The 19,568-nt window shown below is 66.8% G+C and carries 16 protein-coding genes; 11 read left to right on the top strand and 5 right to left on the bottom strand.

Translation table 11 applies throughout. The features are described 5' to 3' along the window. Positions 1 to 14 precede the first annotated feature (14 nt). Positions 15 to 1,040, top strand: coding sequence for an ABC transporter substrate-binding protein (locus tag C8D03_RS23320; protein WP_108050108.1), 1,026 nt, complete (start codon positions 15 to 17; stop codon positions 1,038 to 1,040). Positions 1,041 to 1,053: 13 nt separating this feature from the next. Here C8D03_RS23320 and C8D03_RS23315 read toward each other — a convergent pair whose 3' ends face one another. Both C8D03_RS23315 and C8D03_RS23310 read right to left on the bottom strand, forming a co-directional pair. Then, positions 1,054 to 1,548, bottom strand: coding sequence for a GNAT family N-acetyltransferase (locus tag C8D03_RS23315; protein ID WP_108050106.1), 495 nt, complete (start codon positions 1,546 to 1,548; stop codon positions 1,054 to 1,056). Beyond that, positions 1,536 to 1,814, bottom strand: coding sequence for a type II toxin-antitoxin system TacA family antitoxin (locus C8D03_RS23310; protein ID WP_108050104.1), 279 nt, complete (start codon positions 1,812 to 1,814; stop codon positions 1,536 to 1,538). Before C8D03_RS23310 ends, C8D03_RS23315 begins: the two co-directional genes overlap by 13 nt. Positions 1,815 to 1,966: 152 nt before the next feature. Between C8D03_RS23310 and C8D03_RS23305 the strand changes: the two genes are divergently transcribed. From C8D03_RS23305 to C8D03_RS23260, 10 genes are all read left to right on the top strand, one after another. Continuing rightward, a complete protein-coding gene (locus C8D03_RS23305) occupies positions 1,967 to 2,851 on the top strand; it encodes an ImuA family protein (RefSeq protein ID WP_108050102.1) in 885 nt (294 codons plus the stop codon). 7 nt (positions 2,852 to 2,858) lie between these two features. Beyond that, positions 2,859 to 4,313, top strand: coding sequence for a Y-family DNA polymerase (locus C8D03_RS23300; RefSeq protein WP_348981708.1), 1,455 nt, complete (start codon positions 2,859 to 2,861; stop codon positions 4,311 to 4,313). After that, the gene (locus tag C8D03_RS23295; protein ID WP_108050098.1) at positions 4,310 to 7,912 is read left to right on the top strand and encodes an error-prone DNA polymerase; all 3,603 of its coding nucleotides are present in this window, start codon (positions 4,310 to 4,312) and stop codon (positions 7,910 to 7,912) included. Before C8D03_RS23300 ends, C8D03_RS23295 begins: the two co-directional genes overlap by 4 nt. Before the next feature lie 139 nt (positions 7,913 to 8,051). After that, entirely contained in the window at positions 8,052 to 9,773 is a 1,722-nt protein-coding gene (locus C8D03_RS23290; RefSeq protein ID WP_108050096.1) for an ABC transporter substrate-binding protein, read from the top strand. A 196-nt stretch (positions 9,774 to 9,969) separates the two neighbouring features. Next, positions 9,970 to 11,568, top strand: coding sequence for an ABC transporter substrate-binding protein (locus C8D03_RS23285; protein ID WP_108050094.1), 1,599 nt, complete (start codon positions 9,970 to 9,972; stop codon positions 11,566 to 11,568). A 211-nt stretch (positions 11,569 to 11,779) separates the two neighbouring features. After that, a complete protein-coding gene (locus C8D03_RS23280; RefSeq protein ID WP_108050092.1) occupies positions 11,780 to 12,733 on the top strand; it encodes an ABC transporter permease in 954 nt (317 codons plus the stop codon). Position 12,734: 1 nt separating this feature from the next. After that, a complete protein-coding gene (locus C8D03_RS23275) occupies positions 12,735 to 13,628 on the top strand; it encodes an ABC transporter permease (RefSeq protein ID WP_108050090.1) in 894 nt (297 codons plus the stop codon). A 2-nt stretch (positions 13,629 to 13,630) separates the two neighbouring features. After that, the gene (locus C8D03_RS23270; protein ID WP_210203955.1) at positions 13,631 to 14,659 is read left to right on the top strand and encodes an ABC transporter ATP-binding protein; all 1,029 of its coding nucleotides are present in this window, start codon (positions 13,631 to 13,633) and stop codon (positions 14,657 to 14,659) included. Then, on the top strand, positions 14,656 to 15,669 hold the full coding sequence (locus C8D03_RS23265) for an ABC transporter ATP-binding protein (RefSeq protein ID WP_108050088.1): 1,014 nt from the start codon (positions 14,656 to 14,658) through the stop codon (positions 15,667 to 15,669). Before C8D03_RS23270 ends, C8D03_RS23265 begins: the two co-directional genes overlap by 4 nt. A gap of 114 nt (positions 15,670 to 15,783) precedes the next feature. Then, positions 15,784 to 16,569, top strand: coding sequence for an SDR family oxidoreductase (locus C8D03_RS23260; protein ID WP_108050086.1), 786 nt, complete (start codon positions 15,784 to 15,786; stop codon positions 16,567 to 16,569). A gap of 79 nt (positions 16,570 to 16,648) precedes the next feature. Here the strand turns inward: C8D03_RS23260 and C8D03_RS23255 are convergent, their stop codons facing one another. From C8D03_RS23255 to C8D03_RS23245, 3 genes are all read right to left on the bottom strand, one after another. After that, positions 16,649 to 17,281 carry an EF-hand domain-containing protein gene (locus tag C8D03_RS23255; protein ID WP_181301199.1) on the bottom strand — a complete coding sequence of 211 codons (633 nt, stop codon included), beginning with the start codon at positions 17,279 to 17,281 and terminating at the stop codon, positions 16,649 to 16,651. A 156-nt stretch (positions 17,282 to 17,437) separates the two neighbouring features. Further along, on the bottom strand, positions 17,438 to 17,842 hold the full coding sequence (locus C8D03_RS23250; RefSeq protein ID WP_108050082.1) for a RidA family protein: 405 nt from the start codon (positions 17,840 to 17,842) through the stop codon (positions 17,438 to 17,440). A 70-nt stretch (positions 17,843 to 17,912) separates the two neighbouring features. Then, positions 17,913 to 19,550, bottom strand: coding sequence for a benzoate-CoA ligase family protein (locus C8D03_RS23245; RefSeq protein ID WP_108050080.1), 1,638 nt, complete (start codon positions 19,548 to 19,550; stop codon positions 17,913 to 17,915). Positions 19,551 to 19,568 lie beyond the last annotated feature (18 nt).

Below are 19,568 nucleotides of genomic sequence, written 5' to 3'. Positions count from 1 at the left end.
CAGAGGGGACCAAGATGCTGAAAAGATTCGTAGGCACGTTCATCGCCGGCCTTGCTTTCACGAGCCTCGCCCAGGCCCAGGAGACCACGGTCAAGTTCACGTTGGGCTGGAAGACGCAAGGGTCGGACGCCGCCTTCTTCGTCGCCAGGGACAAGGGTTACTACAAGGCCGAGGGGCTGAATGTCGTCATCGACCAGGGCGAGGGCTCCGGTGCGACCGTCACCCGCATCATGGGCGGCGCCTATGACGCCGGCTTCGGCGACGTCAACGCGATCATCCAGAACGCCGCCGCCAAGCCGGGCGAGGCGCCGGTGATGGTCTACATGATCTGGAACCGCCCGCCCTTCGCCATCTCCAGCAAGAAGACGGCCGGCATCGCCAAACCCAAGGATCTCGAGGGCAAGACGCTGGGCGGCGCCCAGGGCACCCCGACCACCCGCCTGCTCGAGGTCTTCGCCCGCAAGAACGGTGTCGATATGAGCAAGGTCAAGCTCTCCAACATGGCGCCGAACCTGCAGGAGCCGCTGCTGATCAAGGGCGACATCGACGGCGCGCTGATCTTCAACATCACCGGCTATTTCAACCTGCTGCTCAACCGCCAGGACCCGGACAAGGACTTCAACTTCCTCAGCTTCGGCGATTATGGCCTCGATCTCTATTCGAATGGCCTGATGGTCTCGCAGAAGCTGATCAGGGAGAACCCGAAGGCCGTCGCTGGCCTCGTGCGCGCGACCAACAAGGCGATGATGGAGATCGCCAAGGATCAGTCCATCGGCATGAAGGGCGTGATGAACTTCGACAATCTCGTCGACGAGAAGATCGAGAAGCGACGCCTGCAATACTCCTTCACCGAGCTGATGGTCTCGCCCGAGCTGAAGGAGATCGGCGTCGGCGACACCAAGGACGCTCGCATGGCCAACGCCATCGGCATCATCGTCGAGGGCTATCAGCTCGCCCGCACGCCGAAGCCCGAGGAGATCTTCTCCCGCGCCTTCCTGCCGCCCAAGGCCGAGCGCGAGCTGGTCTATACGGCGAACTGAGAACGGACGATGCTCATGGCCGGTCGGCGGTGCTCATGACCAGTGTCATCGGGCTCGCTGATCCGGCCCTGAAGCCGTGGCACTCATAGAAGCGCTTGGCATCCTCGGACAAGGCATGAACGAGGATGCCCCTGATTCCAAGGATCGCTGCGGCCTGACGGGTGCGGAGCACTGCATCCCTCAGGATCGCGACGCCAAGTCCCTGCCCCTGGAAGCCGCGATCAACGGCCAGCCGTCCGATGATGGCCATGGGGATGGGATCGGGCATGTTCCGCCTCAGCCGCCCGGTCGCCACGGCAGATGCGAGGGCTCCGGAGGCGAGGGCATAATAGGCTACGACCCGGCCTGTCTCCTCGGCGACGACATAAATCCGGGAGGCACCGCCGGCCTGATTGGCCCGCGCGCGCCGCTTCAGCCAGTCGTCGAGAGCCGGAGCGCCCGAATCGAAGGCATCCAGCAGATGTCTGTCCGCCAGCGGGGCGGGTGCGCGTAGCGTCAGCCCTTCCATGGCCGCGGCGCCGCCATGAGCCGCTCGAAGCCCTCGCCTCCGGGTGGCTGGTCCAGTACCGTCAGGAACTCGGCATAGGTCTCCGGATCGACACGGACGAGCGTTTGGCCGAGGAGCGTGTCCTCGGCGGCGCGGCGGGCGGCGTCGATCATGAACTCGGAGCGCGTCTTGCTGTGGGCGCGCGCCGCGTGGTCGATCAGGTCGCGAACATCCTCGCGTATCCGGAGATTCACGGCGCGTGTCACTGTTTTGAATGCTTGCGGCATGAGACGGTCTCCTTTGTCACATGAGGATAGCAGCCAAGATACACGATGTGTATCTGAATTTCTAAAGCTCATGATGACCTGCGATGACAGCCACGACTCGCCTTCCGCCGAGGCTCGTTCTATAAAAGAACAAATAAAGAACTCGAGCCTCCATGCGGACCCAACCGGACCCTTTCGCCCTTGCCGATCTGCGCCGCCGACTGGCGGAGGCGGCGCTGCGCTCCGTGCCGGCAGCCATCGGGCAGGTGAGCTTCGGCGCGCCCGGTCTCGACGGGGTGTTGGGTGGTGGCATCGCGCGGGCGGCGCTGCATGAGGTCTATGCACCCGCCACGGCCGATCTCGCGGCGGCGACGGGATTTGCGGTCGGGCTGGCGATCCGGGCGGCCGGGATGCGCCCGATCCTCTGGGTTCGGCAGGATGTCGTCGATGCCGAGACCGGCCGGCTGCATCCGCCGGGCCTGACCGAACTCGGCCTCGATCCGGCGCGTGTCCTGCTGGTGCGGGCGCGCGATGCCGAAGGGGTGTTGCGGGCGGGGTCGGAAGCCGCGCGCTGCCCGGCGCTGGGGGCCGTGCTGATCGAGCCCTGGGGCGAGCCGCGACGTCTCGACCTGACCGCGAGCCGGCGCCTGTCACTGGCGGCGGAAAGCTCGGGGGCGACGACTTTGCTGTTGCGCGCCGCGGTCTCGCCCGTGGCGAGCGCGGCCGCGACCCGCTGGCAGGTCGCGGCCTTGCCGTCGCGGGCTCTGGAAGCGAATGCGCCGGGCGATCCGGCTTTCAGTCTCAGGCTGCTGCGCCATCGCGGCGGCCTGGGCGAGCGTGAGTGGCATGTGGAGTGGAGCCGTGACCGACAATCATTCCAGGAAACCGTCCTTGAGCATCAGGCCGCAGTCAGCCGCCGCAGAGCCGATCCGGACAGGGCCGCTCACGATGGGGCCAGCCGCGATGCCGCGCCGCTATCTCGCACTCTGGTTCCCTTTCCTGCCGACAGACCGGCTGCGGCGGGAGGGGCGGAGCACGATATCCGGCGCACCGGCTGAGCCGCCAGTGGTCGTCTTCGCCACGCAGCGCAACGCGCTGAGGCTCGTCGATGGCGACCAGCGCGCGGTCGCGCTCGGCCTGACGCGGGATTTGACGCTGGCGGATGCGCGCGCCCGGATTCCGTCCCTGCTGGCGATCGAGGCCGAGCCCGAGGCCGACGAAGCCTTCCTTGGCCGGCTCGCGGCTTTCTGCGACCGTTTCACGCCGCTGGTCGCGCTCGATTTGCCTTACGGGCTGATGCTCGACATCACCGGCTGTGCCCATCTCTTCGGCGGCGAGGCGGCGCTGCATGAGGCGATCGGCCGGTGGATGCGGGCAGGAGGCCTCGAGGTCCGCGCCGCCATCGCAGGGACGCCGGAAGCGGCACATGCGCTGTCGCGCTTCGGGAGCGGCGGCATCGTGCCGGTGGGGGATGACGAAGCCAGGCTGCGTCCGCTTCCGGTCGCGGCGCTGGAGCTCTCGGCGGAGACCGTGATCGCCCTGTCGCGAGCCGGGTTGAAGACGTTGGCCGATCTTGCGGATCGCTCATCCGCCGCCCTGTCTGCCCGCTTTGGCGAAGACCTGGTCGTGAAGCTGCGGCGCACGCTGGGGCGGGAGGATGCGCGCATCACGCCGCTGCGTCCGCCGCCGGCCTGCGTCGTCGAGCGCCATTTCGCCGAACCCATGCTCGACAGCGCCGGGCTGGAGGAGGTGGTGGCACGCCTGATCGAGGAGGCGGCCCGTCTACTGGAGCAGCGTGGCGAGGGCGGGCGCGCCTTCGAAATCAGCTTCTTTCGCAGTGATGGAGCGGTCAGGCGCCTCATGGTCGAGACCGGGCGACCCTCGCGCGATGCGAAAGCCATCCTGCGGCTCTGGCGCGAGCGCATCGACACGCTGGCCGATCCGCTCGATCCCGGCTTCGGCTTCGATGCGGTTCGGCTCGCCGTCCCGGTCTGCGAGCCGCTGGACACCCATCAACCGAGCCTCGACGGCCGCGCCGTCGAGGACGAGGCGGTGGCGGATCTCGTCGACCGGCTGGTCGCCCGCTTCGGCCGCGACAGGGTCCTGCGTTTCGTCGCGCAGGATACGCATCACCCGGTGCGCGCGGCCAGGGCCCTGTCGGCCGCGCTCTCGGCGGCGCTGCCGGCGTCGGCCGCCGCCTGGCCGGTGCCGGAGCCGCATGAGCCGCCGACGCGCCCGCTCCAGTTGTTCGAGCCGCCCCAGCCGGTGGAGGCCATCGCCGAGGTGCCGGACGGTCCGCCGATCCGCTTCCGCTGGCGCCGCCTGATCCATGACGTCGCTCGCGCCGAGGGGCCTGAGCGGATCGCGCCGGAATGGTGGCGCGACGGCTCCTCCGAGCCGATGCGCGATTATTACCGCGTGGAAGATGCGCAGGGGCGCCGCTTCTGGCTCTTCCGCATCGGCTTCCACGAGCCGGAACGGGCTCCGCCGCGCTGGTTCCTGCATGGGCTCTTCGCATGAATCGGAATGCCAGCCTCTTCGCCGAACTCGTTGCCGCGACGAATTTTTCCTTCCTGCGCGGCGCATCGCCCGGCCCCAATCTGGTGCTGACGGCGCTGCTGCTCGGCCATGCCGGCCTGGGGCTGGCCGACCGCAACACGGTGGCCGGCGTGGTGCGGGCCTGGAGCGCCCTGCGGGATTTGCGCGAGGACGGTTTGCCCTCGCGTGAGAAGGTCCGGGAAGGCGGCAGCCCCGGCGAATATATCTGGATCGAGAACCCGGCCTTTGACGAACTGCCCTTCTCGCCGGAGCAGATGAAAGCGATGGCGGGCCGCTTCAAACTGGCCACCGGCAGCCGCCTCGTCTTCGCTGACGGCACGCCCGACATCGTCGTCTATCCGGCCAACCGGCAGGGCTGGGGGCGGCTCTGCCGCCTGCTGAGCCAGGGCAATCTTCGCGCTGGCAAGGGCGACTGTACCTTGCATCTCGGGGATCTGCTCGCCGATGCGCGTGATCTCCTGCTGATCCTGATGCCGGGCCGCAGCCTCGATGGCCTTCCGGCGCTGCTCGCCCGGCTCGACGAGGCCGCTCCCGGCGCGATCTGGCTCGGCGCCACCATGCCCCGGCGCGGCGACGACAGGCGCCGTCTCGCACGCCTGAAGGCGCTCGCGGCCGCGACCCGCACGCCGCTGCTGGCGACAAACGACGTGCTCTACGACGCAGTGGAACAACGCGATCTGCAGGACGTGCTGACCTGCATCCGCGAGGGCGTTTCCATCGAGCGGGCAGGGCGCCTGCTCGAGGCCAATGCCGAGCGCCATCTCAAGACGGCGCAGGAAATGGTGAGGCTGTTTCGCGACGCGCCTGAGGCCATCGCCGAGACACAGCATCTGATCAGCCGGATCGAATTCGATCTCGGCCAGCTCGAATACGAGTATCCCGATGAGCCCGTCCCGCCAGGCTGGAACGACCAGGCCTGGCTCGAGGAACTGGTGCGCCGCTGCAGTGAGATCCGTTATCCGGACGGCGTGCCGCCAAAAGTCCAGGGGTTGCTGCGCAAGGAGTTCGATCTGATCGCGCATCTGAACTACGCCCGTTATTTCCTTACCATCCGCCAGATCGTCGAATTTGCCGAAAGCCGGGGCATCCTCTGCCAGGGCCGCGGCTCGGCTGCCAATTCCGCCGTCTGCTACGTGCTCGGCATCACCGCGGTCGATCCGGCCGAGAGCGACGTCCTGTTCGAGCGCTTCCTTTCGACCGAACGCAAGGAACCGCCCGACATCGACGTCGATTTCGAACATGAGCGGCGCGAGGAGGTGATCCAGTGGATCTACAAGACCTATGGTCGCGACCGCGCCGGCATCGCCGCGACCGTGATCCGCTATCGGCCGCGCAGCGCCATCCGCGACGTCGGCAAGGCGCTGGGGCTGACCGAGGACGTCACGGCCCGCATCGCCGATACGCAATGGGGCAGTTGGGGCACTGAGATCGGCAATGAGCGTGTCCGCCAGGCCGGGCTCGACCCGACCAATCCGACAGTCCGCCGTGCCGTCGATTTCGCTGTCCGGCTGCTCGGCTTCCCGCGCCATCTTTCCCAGCATGTCGGTGGCTTCGTGCTGGCGCGCGGGCGCCTCGACGAGATGGTGCCGATCGGCAACGCCGCGATGGCGGACCGCACCTTCATCGAATGGGACAAGGACGACATCGACGAACTCAAATTGATGAAGGTCGATGTGCTGGCGCTCGGCATGCTGACCTGCATCCGCAAGGCCTTCGAGTTGGTGAAACAGTACGAAAACAAGGAGCTCACGCTCGACATCAAGGATGGCGACGAGGAGACCTACGACATGCTCTGCGAGGGCAAGTCGCTCGGCGTCTTCCAGGTCGAGAGCCGGGCGCAGATGAACATGCTGCCGAGGCTGAAGCCGAGGAAACTCTACGACCTCGTCATCCAGGTCGCGATCGTCCGGCCCGGCCCGATCCAGGGCAACATGGTGCACCCTTATCTGAAGCGGCGTGCTGGGCTGGAAGAGGTGACCTACCCGGCTCCCTCGCCGGAGCACGGTGACGAGAACGAGCTTTTCGAGGTTCTGAATAAGACGGAAGGCGTGCCTCTCTTTCAGGAGCAGGCGATGCGCCTCGCCATGGTCGCCGCCAAATTCTCTGATATCGAGGCGAACGGCCTGCGCCGCGCCATGGCGACCTTCCGTAATCTCGGCACCATCAGCAATTACGAAGATCTGATGGTCGGGCGCATGGTCGAACGTGGTTATGAGCGCGACTTCGCCCAGCGCTGCTTCGACCAGATCAAGGGATTCGGCAGCTACGGCTTCCCCGAAAGCCACGCCGCCTCCTTCGCCAAGCTGGTCTATGTCTCGTCCTTCCTGAAGAAGCACCATCCGGCCGCCTTCGCCTGTGCGCTGCTGAACTCCCAGCCCATGGGCTTCTACGCCCCCGCCCAGATCGTGCGCGAGGCGCAGGAATATGGCGGCGTCGAACCGCGCGTGATCGATGTGAATTTCAGCTTCTGGGACAACGGGCTGGAAAGGGTCGAACTCGGCAACTCTGATCTCAATGATCTTGCCGAAAAGGGCGCGGGGAACCCTCTCCCGGAGGGAGAGGGCAGGGTGAGGGGTCGGCCGTTGGACGCTTTGGCCGAACCTCACCGCTGCGCCGCCGAAACGGAACACAAAACTGGTCCAGGGGCCGACACCTCACCCCTGCCCCTCTCCTTACAGGAGAGGGGTTCCCCCCGCGCTGACATCGAACATGTGGTGGGTGAAGCGAAGGACAAAGCCTTACCCCTCGCATTGCGTCTCGGCTTCCGCCAGATCGACGGCTTTCAGGAGGAATGGGGGCTGCGCATCGCAAAGGCCCGCGCCGACGGTTATCGCGATGTCGAGGATTTGATGCGCCGTGCCGTGCTGCCGGGCCGCGCCATGCGTTTGCTGGCGGATGCTGACGCCTTCCGCTCGATCGGGCTCGACCGGCGCGAGGCGCTCTGGGCGGTGCGCCGGTTGCCGGATGACGAGGCGCTGCCGCTGTTTGCCGCCGCGCAGGCCCGCGAACTCGGCGCGGAGCCGGTCATGGCGCTGCCGGTCATGCCGCTGCCGCAGCAGATCGTCGCCGATTACCAGACGGTGCGGCTCTCCCTGAAAGGCCACCCGATGGGCATGCTGCGGCCGCTGTTCCGGCGCGACGGCGTGCTGAGTTGCGCGGAACTCGACACCCGGCTCGATGGAAGCTGGGCGAGGGCGGCCGGCGTCGTGCTGGTGCGCCAGCGCCCCGGCAACGGCAAGGCGATCTTCATCACGCTGGAGGACGAGACCGGCATCGCCAATATCCTGCTCTGGGCGCGACTGTTCGAGCGCTTCCGGCGTGAGGTCATGAGCGGGCGGTTGCTGCAGATCGAGGGCAGGGTGCAGAAGAGCCCGGAAGGCGTGGTGCATCTGATGGGACAGCGCGTCGTGGATCGCACGGCCGATCTGGCCGGCCTCTCCGACACCCACCATGTCGAGATCGCGCTGACGCGGGCGGATGAGATCCGCAACCCGCCGCCTCCGCGCGGCCGCCATCCGCGCAATGTCCGCATCCTGCCGAAATCGCGCGACTTCCATTGATCTGCCGCCGATTCAGTCAATTCGCCTAAATAGTGAGCATAAAATTCCTGCGCGCATACCTGTCGTGTTGGATGATCATCTGTTGGGCGGAGCGCGGCCCGCTTATCCGAAAGTGCTAGTCGTACGACCTTCGTCTGGCATGGCCGTTGCTAACCTTCCCTTGCCGCAGCTCGCAGGAGCTGACGGCCAATCACAGGGGAGAAAAACCGTGTCTGCATCCCATTTCACCCGCTCCGTCCTTCTCGGTCTGGGTCTTTCGACGGCGCTGGCAACCGCCGCGCTCGCCCAGGAGAAGGTCCTGCGCATCGGCATGACGGCGGCGGATATTCCGCGCACCCATGGCCAGCCGGACCAGGGCTTCGAGGGTAACCGCTTCACCGGAATCCCGATGTTCGACGCGCTGACCCATTGGGACCTCTCCTCGGCGGAGAAGGCGAGCGTCGTCATTCCCGGCCTCGCCACCGAATGGGCGGTCGATGCCACCGACAAGACCAAATGGACCTTCAAGCTGCGTCCGGGCGTCAAGTTCCAGGACGGTTCGGCCTTCGACGCCGCGGCCGTCGTCTGGAATGTCGACAAGGTCCTGAACAAGGAAGCCGCCCATTTCGCGCCCGACCAGATCGGCGTCACCGTCTCGCGCATGCCGACGCTGAAGAGCGCCAGGGCGGTCGACCCGATGACGGTTGAGCTGATCACGACCGAACCCGACGCCTTCCTGCCGATCAACCTGACAAACCTGTTCATCGTCTCGCCGGCGCATTGGGCCGCCAAGCTCGCGGCGGTCCCGGCGTCCGTCACCGACCCGGCCGAGCGCGCCAAGCAGGCCTGGACGGCCTTCTCGGGCGACCCGTCCGGCACCGGCCCGTTCAAGGGCGTCAAGCTCTCGCCGCGCGAGCGCTTCGAGATGGTCGCCAACAAGGCCTATTGGGACCCCAGGCGCGTGCCCAAGATCGACCGCGTCGTGCTGCTGCCGCTGCCTGAAGCCAATGCCCGCACCGCGGCCCTCCTGTCGGGGCAGGTCGACTGGATCGAGTCGCCCTCGCCGGATGCCGTGCCGCAGATCAAGCAGCGTGGCTTCACCGTCTATACCAATGCCCAGCCGCATGTCTGGCCGTGGCAACTCTCCTTCGTCGAGGGCTCGCCCTGGATCGACCGGAAGGTCCGCCACGCCGCCAATCTCTGCGTCAACCGCGAGGAGCTGAAGACGCTGCTCGGCGGGCTGATGGAGATTCCGAAGGGCACGGTGCCCCCCGGCCACCCCTGGTGGGGCAATCCGAAATTCGACATCAAATACGATCTCGACGCCGCCAGGAAGCTGATGACCGAAGCCGGCTATTCCGCTTCCAAGCCGGCGAAGGTCAAGGTGCTGACCTCGGCCTCGGGCTCCGGCCAGATGCAGCCCTTGCCGATGAACGAGTTCATGCAGCAGGCGCTGAAGGACTGCTTCTTCGACGTCGCGCTCGAGGTCGGCGAATGGAACGCCGTCTTCACCAACTGGCGCGAAGGCGCCAAGCACGCCAATGCCCGCGGCGCCAATGCCACCAACGTCACCTTTGCGGCGATGGATCCGTTCTTCGCGATGGTGCGCTTCACCTCGACCAAGGCGTTCCCGCCGGTCTCCAACAACTGGGGCTATTTCGGCAATGACGAGTTCGACAAGCTGATTGCCGACGCCCGCACCACCTTCGAGGGGGCGGCCCGCGACGCCGCGCTCGCCAAGCTCCATGCCCGGATCGTCGAGGAAGCGCCCTTCGTCTGGGTGGCCCATGACGTCGGTCCCCGCGCCATGAGCACCAAGGTCAAGGGCGTGGTCCAGCCTAAGAGCTGGTTCATCGATCTGGCCCCGATGTCGATGGAGTGACGGGCCCAGCTTCCGACTGAACAGCCACCTCCGTCATGCTTGGGCTTGTCCCGGCCATCCACGTCTTCACTGGTCGAGTGCGGTGTTCAGGACGTGGATGCTCGGGACAAAGCCCGGGCATGACGGCGGGGACGCCTGCCCGCTGGCACAGCCCTTGCGAAGCCAGCTTTGAAACCGTCCAATTCGGAGTTCCCCGATGATCCGTTCCGTCTTAGCCCTGTCGCTCGCCGCCGGCATCTCCCTGTTCGCGGCCTCGGCGCATGCCCAGGGCACGCTGCGCATCGGCATGACCGCCTCCGACATCCCGCTGACCACCGGCCAGACCGACCAGGGCGGCGAGGGCATGCGTTTCATGGGCTATACGGTCTATGACGGCCTCATCAACTGGGACCTGAGCAAGGCCGACAAGGCCTCCGACCTGACGCCGGGCCTCGCCACGAGCTGGGCGGTCGATGCCACGGACAAGAACAAATGGACCTTCGTCCTGCGCGAGGGCGTCAAGTTCCATGATGGCTCGGAGTTTACCGCTGATGCCGTGGTCTGGAACCTCGACAAGCTCCTGAAGAACGACGCGCCGCAATTCGACCAGCGCCAGGCGGCACAGGGCCGCTCGCGCATCCCGGCGGTCGCGGCCTACAAGGTCGTCGACAAGTACAAGGTCGAAATCACCACCAAGGCGCCCGACGCGACGCTGCCCTACCAGATCGCCTGGGTGATGATGTCGTCCCCGGCGCAGTGGGAGAAGCTCGGCAAGAGCTGGGAGGCTTTTGCCAAGACCCCGTCCGGCACCGGCCCCTGGCAGCTCACCGCCTTCCAGCCGCGCGAGCGCGCCGAACTCTCGCCCTTCCCCGGTTACTGGGACAAGGCGCGCGTGCCCAAGCTCGACAAGATGGTGCTGCTGCCGCTGCCGGAGGCCAATGCCCGTGCCGCGGCGCTCAGGGCAGGGCAGGTCGACTGGATCGAGGCGCCGTCGCCCGATCTCGTGCCCTCGCTGAAGAGCGCCGGCTTCCAGATCATCACCAACGCCTATCCGCACAACTGGACCTGGCATCTCTCGCGCGCCGAGGGCTCGCCCTGGAACGACATCCGCGTCCGCAAGGCCGCCAACCTCGCCGTCGACCGGCAGGGGCTGAAGGAGCTGCTCGGCGGCATGATGATCCCGGCCGAGGGCTTCTACCCACCCGGCCACCAGTGGTTCGGCAACCCGACATTCAAGCTCAAGCTCGATCAGGCCGAGGCCAAGAAGCTCCTCGCCGAGGCCGGCTTCTCGCCCGCCAAGCCGGTGACCACCAAGATCCTGATCGCGCCGTCGGGCTCGGGCCAGATGCAGCCGCTGCCGATGAACGAGTTCGTCCAGCAGAACCTCGCCGAGGTCGGCATCAAGATCGAGTTCGAGGTTGTCGAGTGGAACACGCTGATCAACATCTGGCGGGCCGGCGCCAACCATGAATCGTCGCGCAAGGCGACGGGCATGAACTACACCTACTTCATCCAGGACCCCTTCACCGGCTTCGTCCGCCACCTGCAGTGCAACCTCGTTCCGCCGGCCGGCACGAACTGGGGCATGTATTGCGATCCGGAGATGGACAAGCTCTTCGACCAGATCCGCAACACCTTCGATCCCGCAGAGCAGACCAAGGTGCTGCAGAAGGTCCACGAGAAATATGTCGACGAGGCGCTGTTCCTGATGGTGACGCACGACGTCAACCCGCGTGCGCTCAGCCCCAAGGTGAAGGGCTTCGTCCAGGCGCAAAACTGGTTCCAGGACTTCTCGCCGATCACGATGGCGAAGTGAGGTTGTCTTTGGCCTGTGCACCGCATCCGACGACGGGCGCCGCCGGGTTTCCCTCCCCCCGCTTGCTGTGGGGAGGGTTAGGGTGGGGGGCAGCGCCGCTTGGCTCGACCTTCAAGGACAAGGCTCTGGCTTTCCGGCCCCTCATCCCTAGCCCTTCCCCACCGCAAGCGGGGGGAAGGGTACGCGTCACGGCGCGTCCGACGAGGCGCCCATGCTGAGCTATCTCGCCAAGCGCATCCTCTACGTCCTGCCGGTGGCCTTCGGCGTCAGCCTGTTCTGTTTCCTGCTGGTGCATATCGCCCCGGGCGATCCGCTGACCTCTGTGCTGCCGCCGGATGCCTCGCAGGCGATGCAGGACGAACTGCGCAAAATTTACGGCTTCGACAGGCCGCTGCCGGTGCAATTTGGGCTTTGGCTGATCAAGGCGTTGCAGGGCGATCTCGGCACCTCGATCGCGACGGGACGCCCCGTTGCGGCCGAGGTCTGGCGGGCCGTCGCCAACACCCTGCTGATCGCGATCCTGGCAACCGTCATCGGCTTCCTACTCGGCTCGTTCTTCGGCTTCGTAGCCGGTTATTTCCGCGGCTCGTTCCTCGACAAGTTCGCCTCCATGCTGGCCGTGCTCGGCGTCTCCGTGCCGCATTACTGGCTCGGCATGGTGATGGTGATCGTGTTCTCGGTGCAGCTCGGCTGGCTGCCGCCGGGTGGCGCGGGGCCGGGCGGCTCGGCCGCCTGGATCTGGAACTGGGAGCATGTCAGCTACATGATCCTGCCCGCGATCACGATGTCGGTGATCCCGATGGGCATCATCGCTCGCACCGTGCGCGCGCTTGTCGCCGACATCCTCAACCAGGAATTCGTGCCGGCGCTGCGGGCCAAGGGGCTGATGGATTTCGGCGTGTTCAGGCATGTCGTGAAGAATGCTGCTCCGACGGCTCTCGCCGTGATGGGCCTCCAGCTCGGCTATCTGCTCGGCGGCTCGATCCTGATCGAGACGGTATTTTCCTGGCCAGGCACCGGCTTCCTGCTCGGAAACGCGATCTTCCAGCGTGACCTTCCACTGCTGCAGGGCACGATCCTCGTGCTGGCGATGTTCTTCGTGGGCCTGAACCTGCTCGTCGACATCCTGCAGGGTCTGCTCGACCCCCGCGTCAGGAGGCGCTGAGATGGCCGCGATCACGGAAGCTTCGGCGCCCCTCGTCGTGCCGCCGCTGGCGAAGTCGCCGGGCTACTGGGCCGGCGTCTTCAAACGCTTCAGGAAGGACAAGGTCGCGGTCTGCGCCGGTCTCGTCGTGCTGGCGATCATCCTGATGGCGGTCTTCGCCGACTACATCGCCCCCGCCGACCCGACCCGCTCCTCGATGCTGCGCCGCCTGCGCCCGATCGGCACGCCGGGCTATCCGCTGGGCGCCGACGAGCTCGGCCGCGACATGCTTTCGCGCCTGATTTTCGGCGCGCGCCTCTCGCTCTTCATGGGCGTGGTGCCGGTGTTCATCGCCTTTATGGTCGGCTCTGTCATCGGGGTCGCCGCCGGCTTCTTCGGTGGCAAGTTCAACACCATCACCATGCGCACGGTCGACGTGTTCTACGCCTTCCCCTCGGTCCTGCTGGCGATCGCGCTGTCAGGCGCGATGGGGGCCGGCATCGCCAACTCGCTGCTCTCGCTGACCATCGTCTTCATCCCGCCGATCGCGCGCATCGCCGAAAGCGTGACGACGCAGGTGCGCGGCATGGACTATGTCGAGGCGGCCCGCGCCAGCGGCGCCAATGCCCTGACGATCATCCGCGTCCATGTCCTCGGCAATGTGCTCGGGCCGATCTTCGTCTACGCGACCAGCCTGATCTCGGTCTCGATGATCCTGGCCTCTGGCCTCTCCTTCCTGGGCCTGGGCACCAAGCCGCCGACGCCGGAATGGGGCCTGATGCTGAACACGCTGCGCACCGCGATCTATGTGCAGCCCTGGGTCGCGGCGCTGCCGGGCGCGGCGATCTTCATCACCTCGATCTCGTTCAACCTGCTCTCCGACGGTCTGCGTTCGGCGATGGACGTGAAGGGCTGACCATGATGCTGGAAACCCATTCCGACCGTGGCGGCCCGGGCACGCCGCTGCTGCAGGCAAAGACCCTGACCAAGCATTTCCCGCTCGGTGGCGGCGCGGTGGTGCGCGCCGTGGACGGCGTCGACTTCGCGGTGATGAAGGGCGAGACGCTCGGCGTCGTCGGCGAATCCGGCTGCGGCAAGTCGACGACCGCCCGCGTCGTCATGCAGCTCATCCCGCAGGACAAGGGCGAGATGCTGTTCGACGGCGAGATCGTCGGCGGTTCGGCCCTGACGCTGAAGGAGTATCGCCGCCAGGCGCAGATGGTCTTCCAGGATTCATACGCCTCGCTCAACCCGCGTCTCACCATCGAGGATTCGGTCGCCTTCGGCCCGACCGTCCACGGTGTCCCCAAGGCGGCTGCCATCCTGAAGGCGCGCGACCTGCTCCAGCGCGTCGGGCTCGATCCGGCCCGCTTCGCCGCGCGCTATCCCCACGAACTCTCCGGCGGTCAGCGCCAGCGCGTCAACATCGCGCGCGCGCTCGCTTTGGGCCCGCGCCTCGTCATCCTCGACGAGGCGGTCTCGGCACTCGACAAGTCGGTGGAGGCGCAGGTCTTGAACCTGCTCGCCGATCTGCGCGAGGAGTTCGGCCTGACCTATATCTTCATTTCGCACGACCTCAACGTCGTCCGCTTCATCAGCGACCGCGTCATGGTGATGTATCTCGGCGAGGTGGTGGAGATCGGCCCGGTCGAGGAACTCTACGACGATCCGCGCCACCCCTATACCCGCGCGCTGCTCTCGGCGATGCCGTCGATGGACCCGGACAACCGGACGATGGAGGCGCCGCTCGCCGGCGACCCGCCCAACCCGATCAACCCGCCCGAGGGCTGCCGCTTCCATCCGCGCTGCCCGCACGCCCAGACCGTTTGCGCGAAGACCAAGCCCGTGCTGGCGACAACGGGCGGTGGCACGCGCGAGGTTGCCTGCCACATGCAGGTTGCGGGCTCCGGCCACAGCCATGCGCCCCGCCTGGAGGATGCGGCATGAGCAAGCCCCAGGTCACGAGCAAGCCCCAGGGCACGGCGCCCCTCGTCGCCATCGAGAATCTCACGGTGCGCTTTCGCGGCGCCCAGACGGTTCATGCCGTCAACGGCGTCTCGCTGACGCTGGAGCCGGGCAAGGTCCTCGGCATCCTCGGCGAATCCGGCTCGGGCAAGAGCGTCACGCTGAAGACGCTGCTGCGCCTTCTGCCCGAGAGCCGCACCGATATCGGCGGCAGCGTGCGGGTCGATGGCCGTGACGTCTTGGCGCTGAATCCGCAGGACCTGTCGGATTACCGCGGCGCCGTCACCTCGATGATCTTCCAGGACCCGGCGCTGGCGCTCGACCCTGTCTATACGGTCGGCGAGCAGATCGCCGAGGCGATCGTCCGCCACGAGAAGCTCTCGAATAAGGCGGCGATGGCGCGCGCGCTCGAACTGCTCGAACTCGTCCGCATTCCCTCGCCGGCACGCCGGCTCAAGGCGTATCCGCATGAGATGTCGGGCGGCATGCGCCAGCGCGCCATGATCGCGCTCGCGCTCGCGGCGCGGCCGAAGCTCCTGCTCGCCGACGAGCCGACGACGGCGCTCGACGCCACCGTGCAGATCCAGATCCTGCTGCTGTTGCGCCAGCTCCAGCGCGACCTCAACATGGGCATGCTTTTCGTCACCCACGACATCGGCGTCGCGGTCGAGGTCTCGGACCGGCTCGCGGTGATGTATGCCGGCCAGATCGTCGAGACCGGCACCGTGCGCGAACTCCTTCGCGATCCGCAGCACCCCTATACGCGCGGCCTGCTCGCGGCGAACCTGCACGGCGCCAAGAAGGGCGAGCGTCTGGAGGCGATCCCCGGCGCGCCGCCGGCCCTGAACGAGCCGCCATCCTCCTGCTCCTTCGCTCCGCGCTGCAAATTTGCCCAGGAGCGCTGCCGGGCAGCCCTGCCGCCGGTCGTCCAGCTCGGCGAGGGCCGGGTGGTGCGCTGCATCCTGGCCGAGCAGGCGCTCGCGGCGGCCTGAGATCGCTGCAAATCCTGCCCTGCGCCACAAGCCATTCCCTCTGCGGAAGCGACCGGCTATCAGCAAGTCGACCACGCGCCGCGACCTTGCTGCGCCAACCCGACGGAGCAGACCATGGATCTCGGCCTTCACGACAAGCGCGCGCTGGTGCTGGGCGCGAGCCGCGGTCTTGGCGCGGCGATCGCTCGCACGCTCGCCAGCGAAGGCGCCTCGGTCATCGCCGCCGCCCGCAACGTCGCGGCGACCGATGCCTGGGTCAGCCAGTGCCCCGAGGAGGTGCGCGGCCGTATCTTCGCGGCGAGCCTCGATCTTTCCGACCTTGCCTCGGTTGATTCCCTCGTCGGCGTGCTCAGGGATGCCGGCGGCATCGATATCCTGATCGGCAATTCGGGCGGTCCGCCGCCGGCCGAGGCGCGCGAGGCCGGGCGCGACGACTGGCTCAAGCATTTCGAGGCGATGGCCGCCAACCTGTTCCATCTCGCTCAGGGCATGCTGCCGGGCATGGTCGAGCGCGGCTTCGGCCGCATCGTCACCATCGCCTCCTCGGGCGTCGAGCAGCCGATTCCGCGGCTTGCTCTGTCGAACGGCATCCGTTCGGCCGTGGTCGGCTGGTCGAAGACGCTGGCTGCGGAAGTCGCCGGCCAGGGCGTCACGGTCAATGTCGTGCTGCCGGGCCGCATCCACACCGAGCGGGTCGACCAGCTCGACAAGGCGGCAGCCGATCGTACCGGCACCACGCCCGAGCAGGCCGCCAAGGCCTCGCAGGCGACGATCCCCGCCGGCCGCTACGGTACGGCGCAGGAATTCGCCGATGTTGTCGCCTTCCTCGCCAGCGAGCGGGCGAGCTATGTGACGGGCGCCAAGATCCGCATCGACGGCGGCGCGACGCGGGGCATCTGAGCCTCACAGGGCTTCCACATCTTTCCAAAAAAAGCGCCGGCCAGCCTTCTGCTGACCGGCGTTAGCCAGGCGGATTGGTTCAGGCCGCCTGCGAATAAGCCGCGCCGGACGCGTTCGACGCGCCGAGCTGATAGGTCGAGCCATAGGCCTGCGACGCGCCGAAGGAGGCGCCGGACGGCGGGCCGCGCTTTTCGAGCGCCGATTGGAACGAGCTCTGTTCCTCCTCGGTGACCGAGCCGTCCGAGTCTGAATCGATCGCCTCGAACAGCTTGCTCAGCAAATCGTTCGACGACTGCGTGCCGGACGAGAGCGCCGAGAGGAACTCGTCCTTGGCGATGCTGCCGTCCGAGTTGGCGTCGAGCTGGGCGAAGATGTCCGTCTCGTCGTCGCTTTCGCTCGTCGAGGCGGTCTGGCTTGCCGCATCGGACTGCAAGCCGAACAGGAAGGATTGCAGCGTCTGCTGGGCCTTCTCGGCCTTGGCCTTGAAGGCATCGGACTCCTCCTTGGTGACCGAGCCGTCGCTGTCGGAATCGATTGCCTTGAAGAGCTCCTCGCTCTTGGTGCTGTCGGGGCCCTTGGGCGCGCCGGCCTTGAATTCGTCGAGGCTGAGCGCGCCGTTCGTATCGCTGTCGTCTCGAAGCTCGGGGGTTTCGGCGGAGGCGGGCGGAAGCCGCCGCCGACGCCGCTGATGCTGGACATGATTGGTCTCCATCGCGTCACCGCCGGATGGCGGCGCGAGGAGTTTCGACCCCGATTCCATGCCCGAAGGCTAAGGCGGCCGCGTCGCCGCCAACATCTTGGTTACGTGACGTTTCGGATTTACGCCCCGGAAACAGCCGGAAACACAATCGTCGCGAAGCTGGTTCCCTCAGGCGATGACCGCCGTCGCCTCGATCTCGACCATCGCCTCGGGCTCGACCAGCGAGACCACCTGCACCACGGCCATCGCCGGGAAATGCCGCCCGAGCACCTCGCGATAGACCGGCCCCAGCTCCTTCAGGCTCGCGCGATAGGCCTCGATATCGGTGACGTACCAGGTCAGCCGCACGATATCCTCGATGCGTCCGCCGCCGGTCTCGACCACGGCTTTGATGTTGAGGAAGGTCTGCCGGAGCTGCGGCAGGAAGCCTGTGGCGAAGACGCCGTGCTCGTCCCAGCCGACGAGGCCGCCCGTCACCAGCACGCGGCCCTGCGCGACCATGCCGTTGGCATAGCCGCGCGGCGCCGGCCAGCCCTCGGGCAGGATGGCGCGGGACAGGGTATCACTCGGCATGGGCGTCGCCTCGGGTCGGGGCCGTTCCGGCTTGAGATGCCTTCGGGTTTTCGCTTCTAACCATGGAAGATCACGATTCGTCGCCATCGCTCGCCATCCGGCGCAGGGTGAAGCGCTGCAGCTTGCCGCTCGCGGTCTTGGGCAGCGCCGCCACGAATGCGATGGCGCGGGGATATTTATAGGGCGCGATACCGGCCTTCACATGCTCCTGCAAGGCTTTGGCGAGCGCGTCGCTGCCGGCCAGGCCCTCGCGCAGAACCACATAGGCCTTCACGATGTTGCCGCGCTCGGGGCAGGGCGCTGCGACGACGCCACATTCCAGCACGTCCGGATGGGCGAGCAGGCAGGCTTCGACCTCGGGTCCGGCGATGTTGTAACCCGACGAGACGATCATGTCGTCGGAGCGGGCCTGATACCAGAAATAGCCGTCTGCATCGCGGATATAGGTGTCGCCGGTGACGTTCCAGCCGTTCTGGACATATTTGCCCTGGCGCTCGTCAGCGAGATAGCGGCAGCCGATCGGACCGCGCACGGCGAGCCGCCCGGGCGAGCCGTCCGGCATGTCGCGACCGTCATCATCGACGATCTTCGCCTCATAGCCCGGCACCGGAATCCCGGTGGAACCGGCCCGGATGGCTTCGCGCGGGGCGGCGATGAAGATGTGCAGCATCTCGGTCGCGCCGATGCCGTCCATCAGCGGCAGGCCGGTCCTGGCCAGCCAGGCATCGAAGACGGGCTTCGGCAGCGTCTCGCCGGCCGAGACGCAGATCCTGAGCGAGCCGATGTCGCGATTGTCCAGCCTATCGAGGATGGCGCGGTAGGCGGTCGGAGCGGTGAAGATCACGCTCGCCTTGTGCCGCTCGATCGCGTCGATCAGGTCGAACGGTCCGGTCCTGTCCGGCAGCACGGCAGCCGCGCCGATCCGGAAGGGGAACAGTACCATGCCGCCGAGCCCGAAGGTGAAGGCGAGCGGTGCCGAGCCGATGAAACGGTCCTGCGGGGCGGCCTTCAGCACCTTCGCGCCATAGGCATCGCAGATCACCAGCAGATCGCGCTGGAAATGCATCGTGCCCTTGGGTTCGCCCGTCGTGCCGGAGGTGAAGCCGATCAGGCAGACATCGTCGCTCGACGTGTCGACGGCCTCGAAAACCTCGTAGCCCGGCTGGGCCATGAGCTTTTCGAGTTCGCACGTGTCTTCACCGAAGGCGACGATCCGTTCCAGTTCCGGGGCCTGCTCTTTCGCGCGATCCAGTTCCGCCAGCAGGCGATGATCGGAGAGGCCGAGCGCGATCCGGGCCTTCCGGATCGGATAGACCAGCTCGATTGCACGCAGCATTGGCATGGTCGCGACCACCACGCCGCCGGCCTTGATCACGGCGAGATAAGCCGCGACCATCATCGGCGTATTGGCCGCGCGCAGCAGCACGCGATGGCCTGCGACCATGCCGAGATCGCGGGTCAGCACATTGGCGATGCGGTTGATGCGCTCCGCGAGTTCGCCATAGCTCCAGGTGAAATGGTCCCCGATGATCGCCGTCGCACTGCCGTGCCCCTGCGCGACATGGTCGTCGACCAGCGCGGTCACTGCGTTCAGCCGCTCGGGATAGCGCAGACCGGCCTTTTCGAGGTCGATCTGCGGCCATTGCTCCGATGGCGGCAGGTTGTCGCGCGCGAAACTGTCGATATGGCCGGAGCGCAGGAACCGCATTGCCGTTACCCCTCGTGC

The sequence above is a fragment of the Bosea sp. 124 genome (assembly GCF_003046175.1).
Lineage (GTDB): Bacteria > Pseudomonadota > Alphaproteobacteria > Rhizobiales > Beijerinckiaceae > Allobosea.
Note: the sequence above shows the minus strand (reverse complement) of the source record. Positions and strands in the feature narration are given on the sequence as shown.

Coding starts and splice junctions, on each gene's coding strand:
- C8D03_RS23320 (WP_108050108.1), top strand. CDS start 15: ATGCTGAAAAGATTCGTAGGCACGTTCATCGCCGGCCTTGCTTTCACG.
- C8D03_RS23315 (WP_108050106.1), bottom strand. CDS start 1,548: ATGGAAGGGCTGACGCTACGCGCACCCGCCCCGCTGGCGGACAGACAT.
- C8D03_RS23310 (WP_108050104.1), bottom strand. CDS start 1,814: ATGCCGCAAGCATTCAAAACAGTGACACGCGCCGTGAATCTCCGGATA.
- C8D03_RS23305 (WP_108050102.1), top strand. CDS start 1,967: ATGCGGACCCAACCGGACCCTTTCGCCCTTGCCGATCTGCGCCGCCGA.
- C8D03_RS23295 (WP_108050098.1), top strand. CDS start 4,310: ATGAATCGGAATGCCAGCCTCTTCGCCGAACTCGTTGCCGCGACGAAT.
- C8D03_RS23290 (WP_108050096.1), top strand. CDS start 8,052: ATGGCCGTTGCTAACCTTCCCTTGCCGCAGCTCGCAGGAGCTGACGGC.
- C8D03_RS23285 (WP_108050094.1), top strand. CDS start 9,970: ATGATCCGTTCCGTCTTAGCCCTGTCGCTCGCCGCCGGCATCTCCCTG.
- C8D03_RS23280 (WP_108050092.1), top strand. CDS start 11,780: ATGCTGAGCTATCTCGCCAAGCGCATCCTCTACGTCCTGCCGGTGGCC.
- C8D03_RS23275 (WP_108050090.1), top strand. CDS start 12,735: ATGGCCGCGATCACGGAAGCTTCGGCGCCCCTCGTCGTGCCGCCGCTG.
- C8D03_RS23270 (WP_210203955.1), top strand. CDS start 13,631: ATGATGCTGGAAACCCATTCCGACCGTGGCGGCCCGGGCACGCCGCTG.
- C8D03_RS23265 (WP_108050088.1), top strand. CDS start 14,656: ATGAGCAAGCCCCAGGTCACGAGCAAGCCCCAGGGCACGGCGCCCCTC.
- C8D03_RS23260 (WP_108050086.1), top strand. CDS start 15,784: ATGGATCTCGGCCTTCACGACAAGCGCGCGCTGGTGCTGGGCGCGAGC.
- C8D03_RS23255 (WP_181301199.1), bottom strand. CDS start 17,281: ATGGAGACCAATCATGTCCAGCATCAGCGGCGTCGGCGGCGGCTTCCG.
- C8D03_RS23250 (WP_108050082.1), bottom strand. CDS start 17,842: ATGCCGAGTGATACCCTGTCCCGCGCCATCCTGCCCGAGGGCTGGCCG.
- C8D03_RS23245 (WP_108050080.1), bottom strand. CDS start 19,550: ATGCGGTTCCTGCGCTCCGGCCATATCGACAGTTTCGCGCGCGACAAC.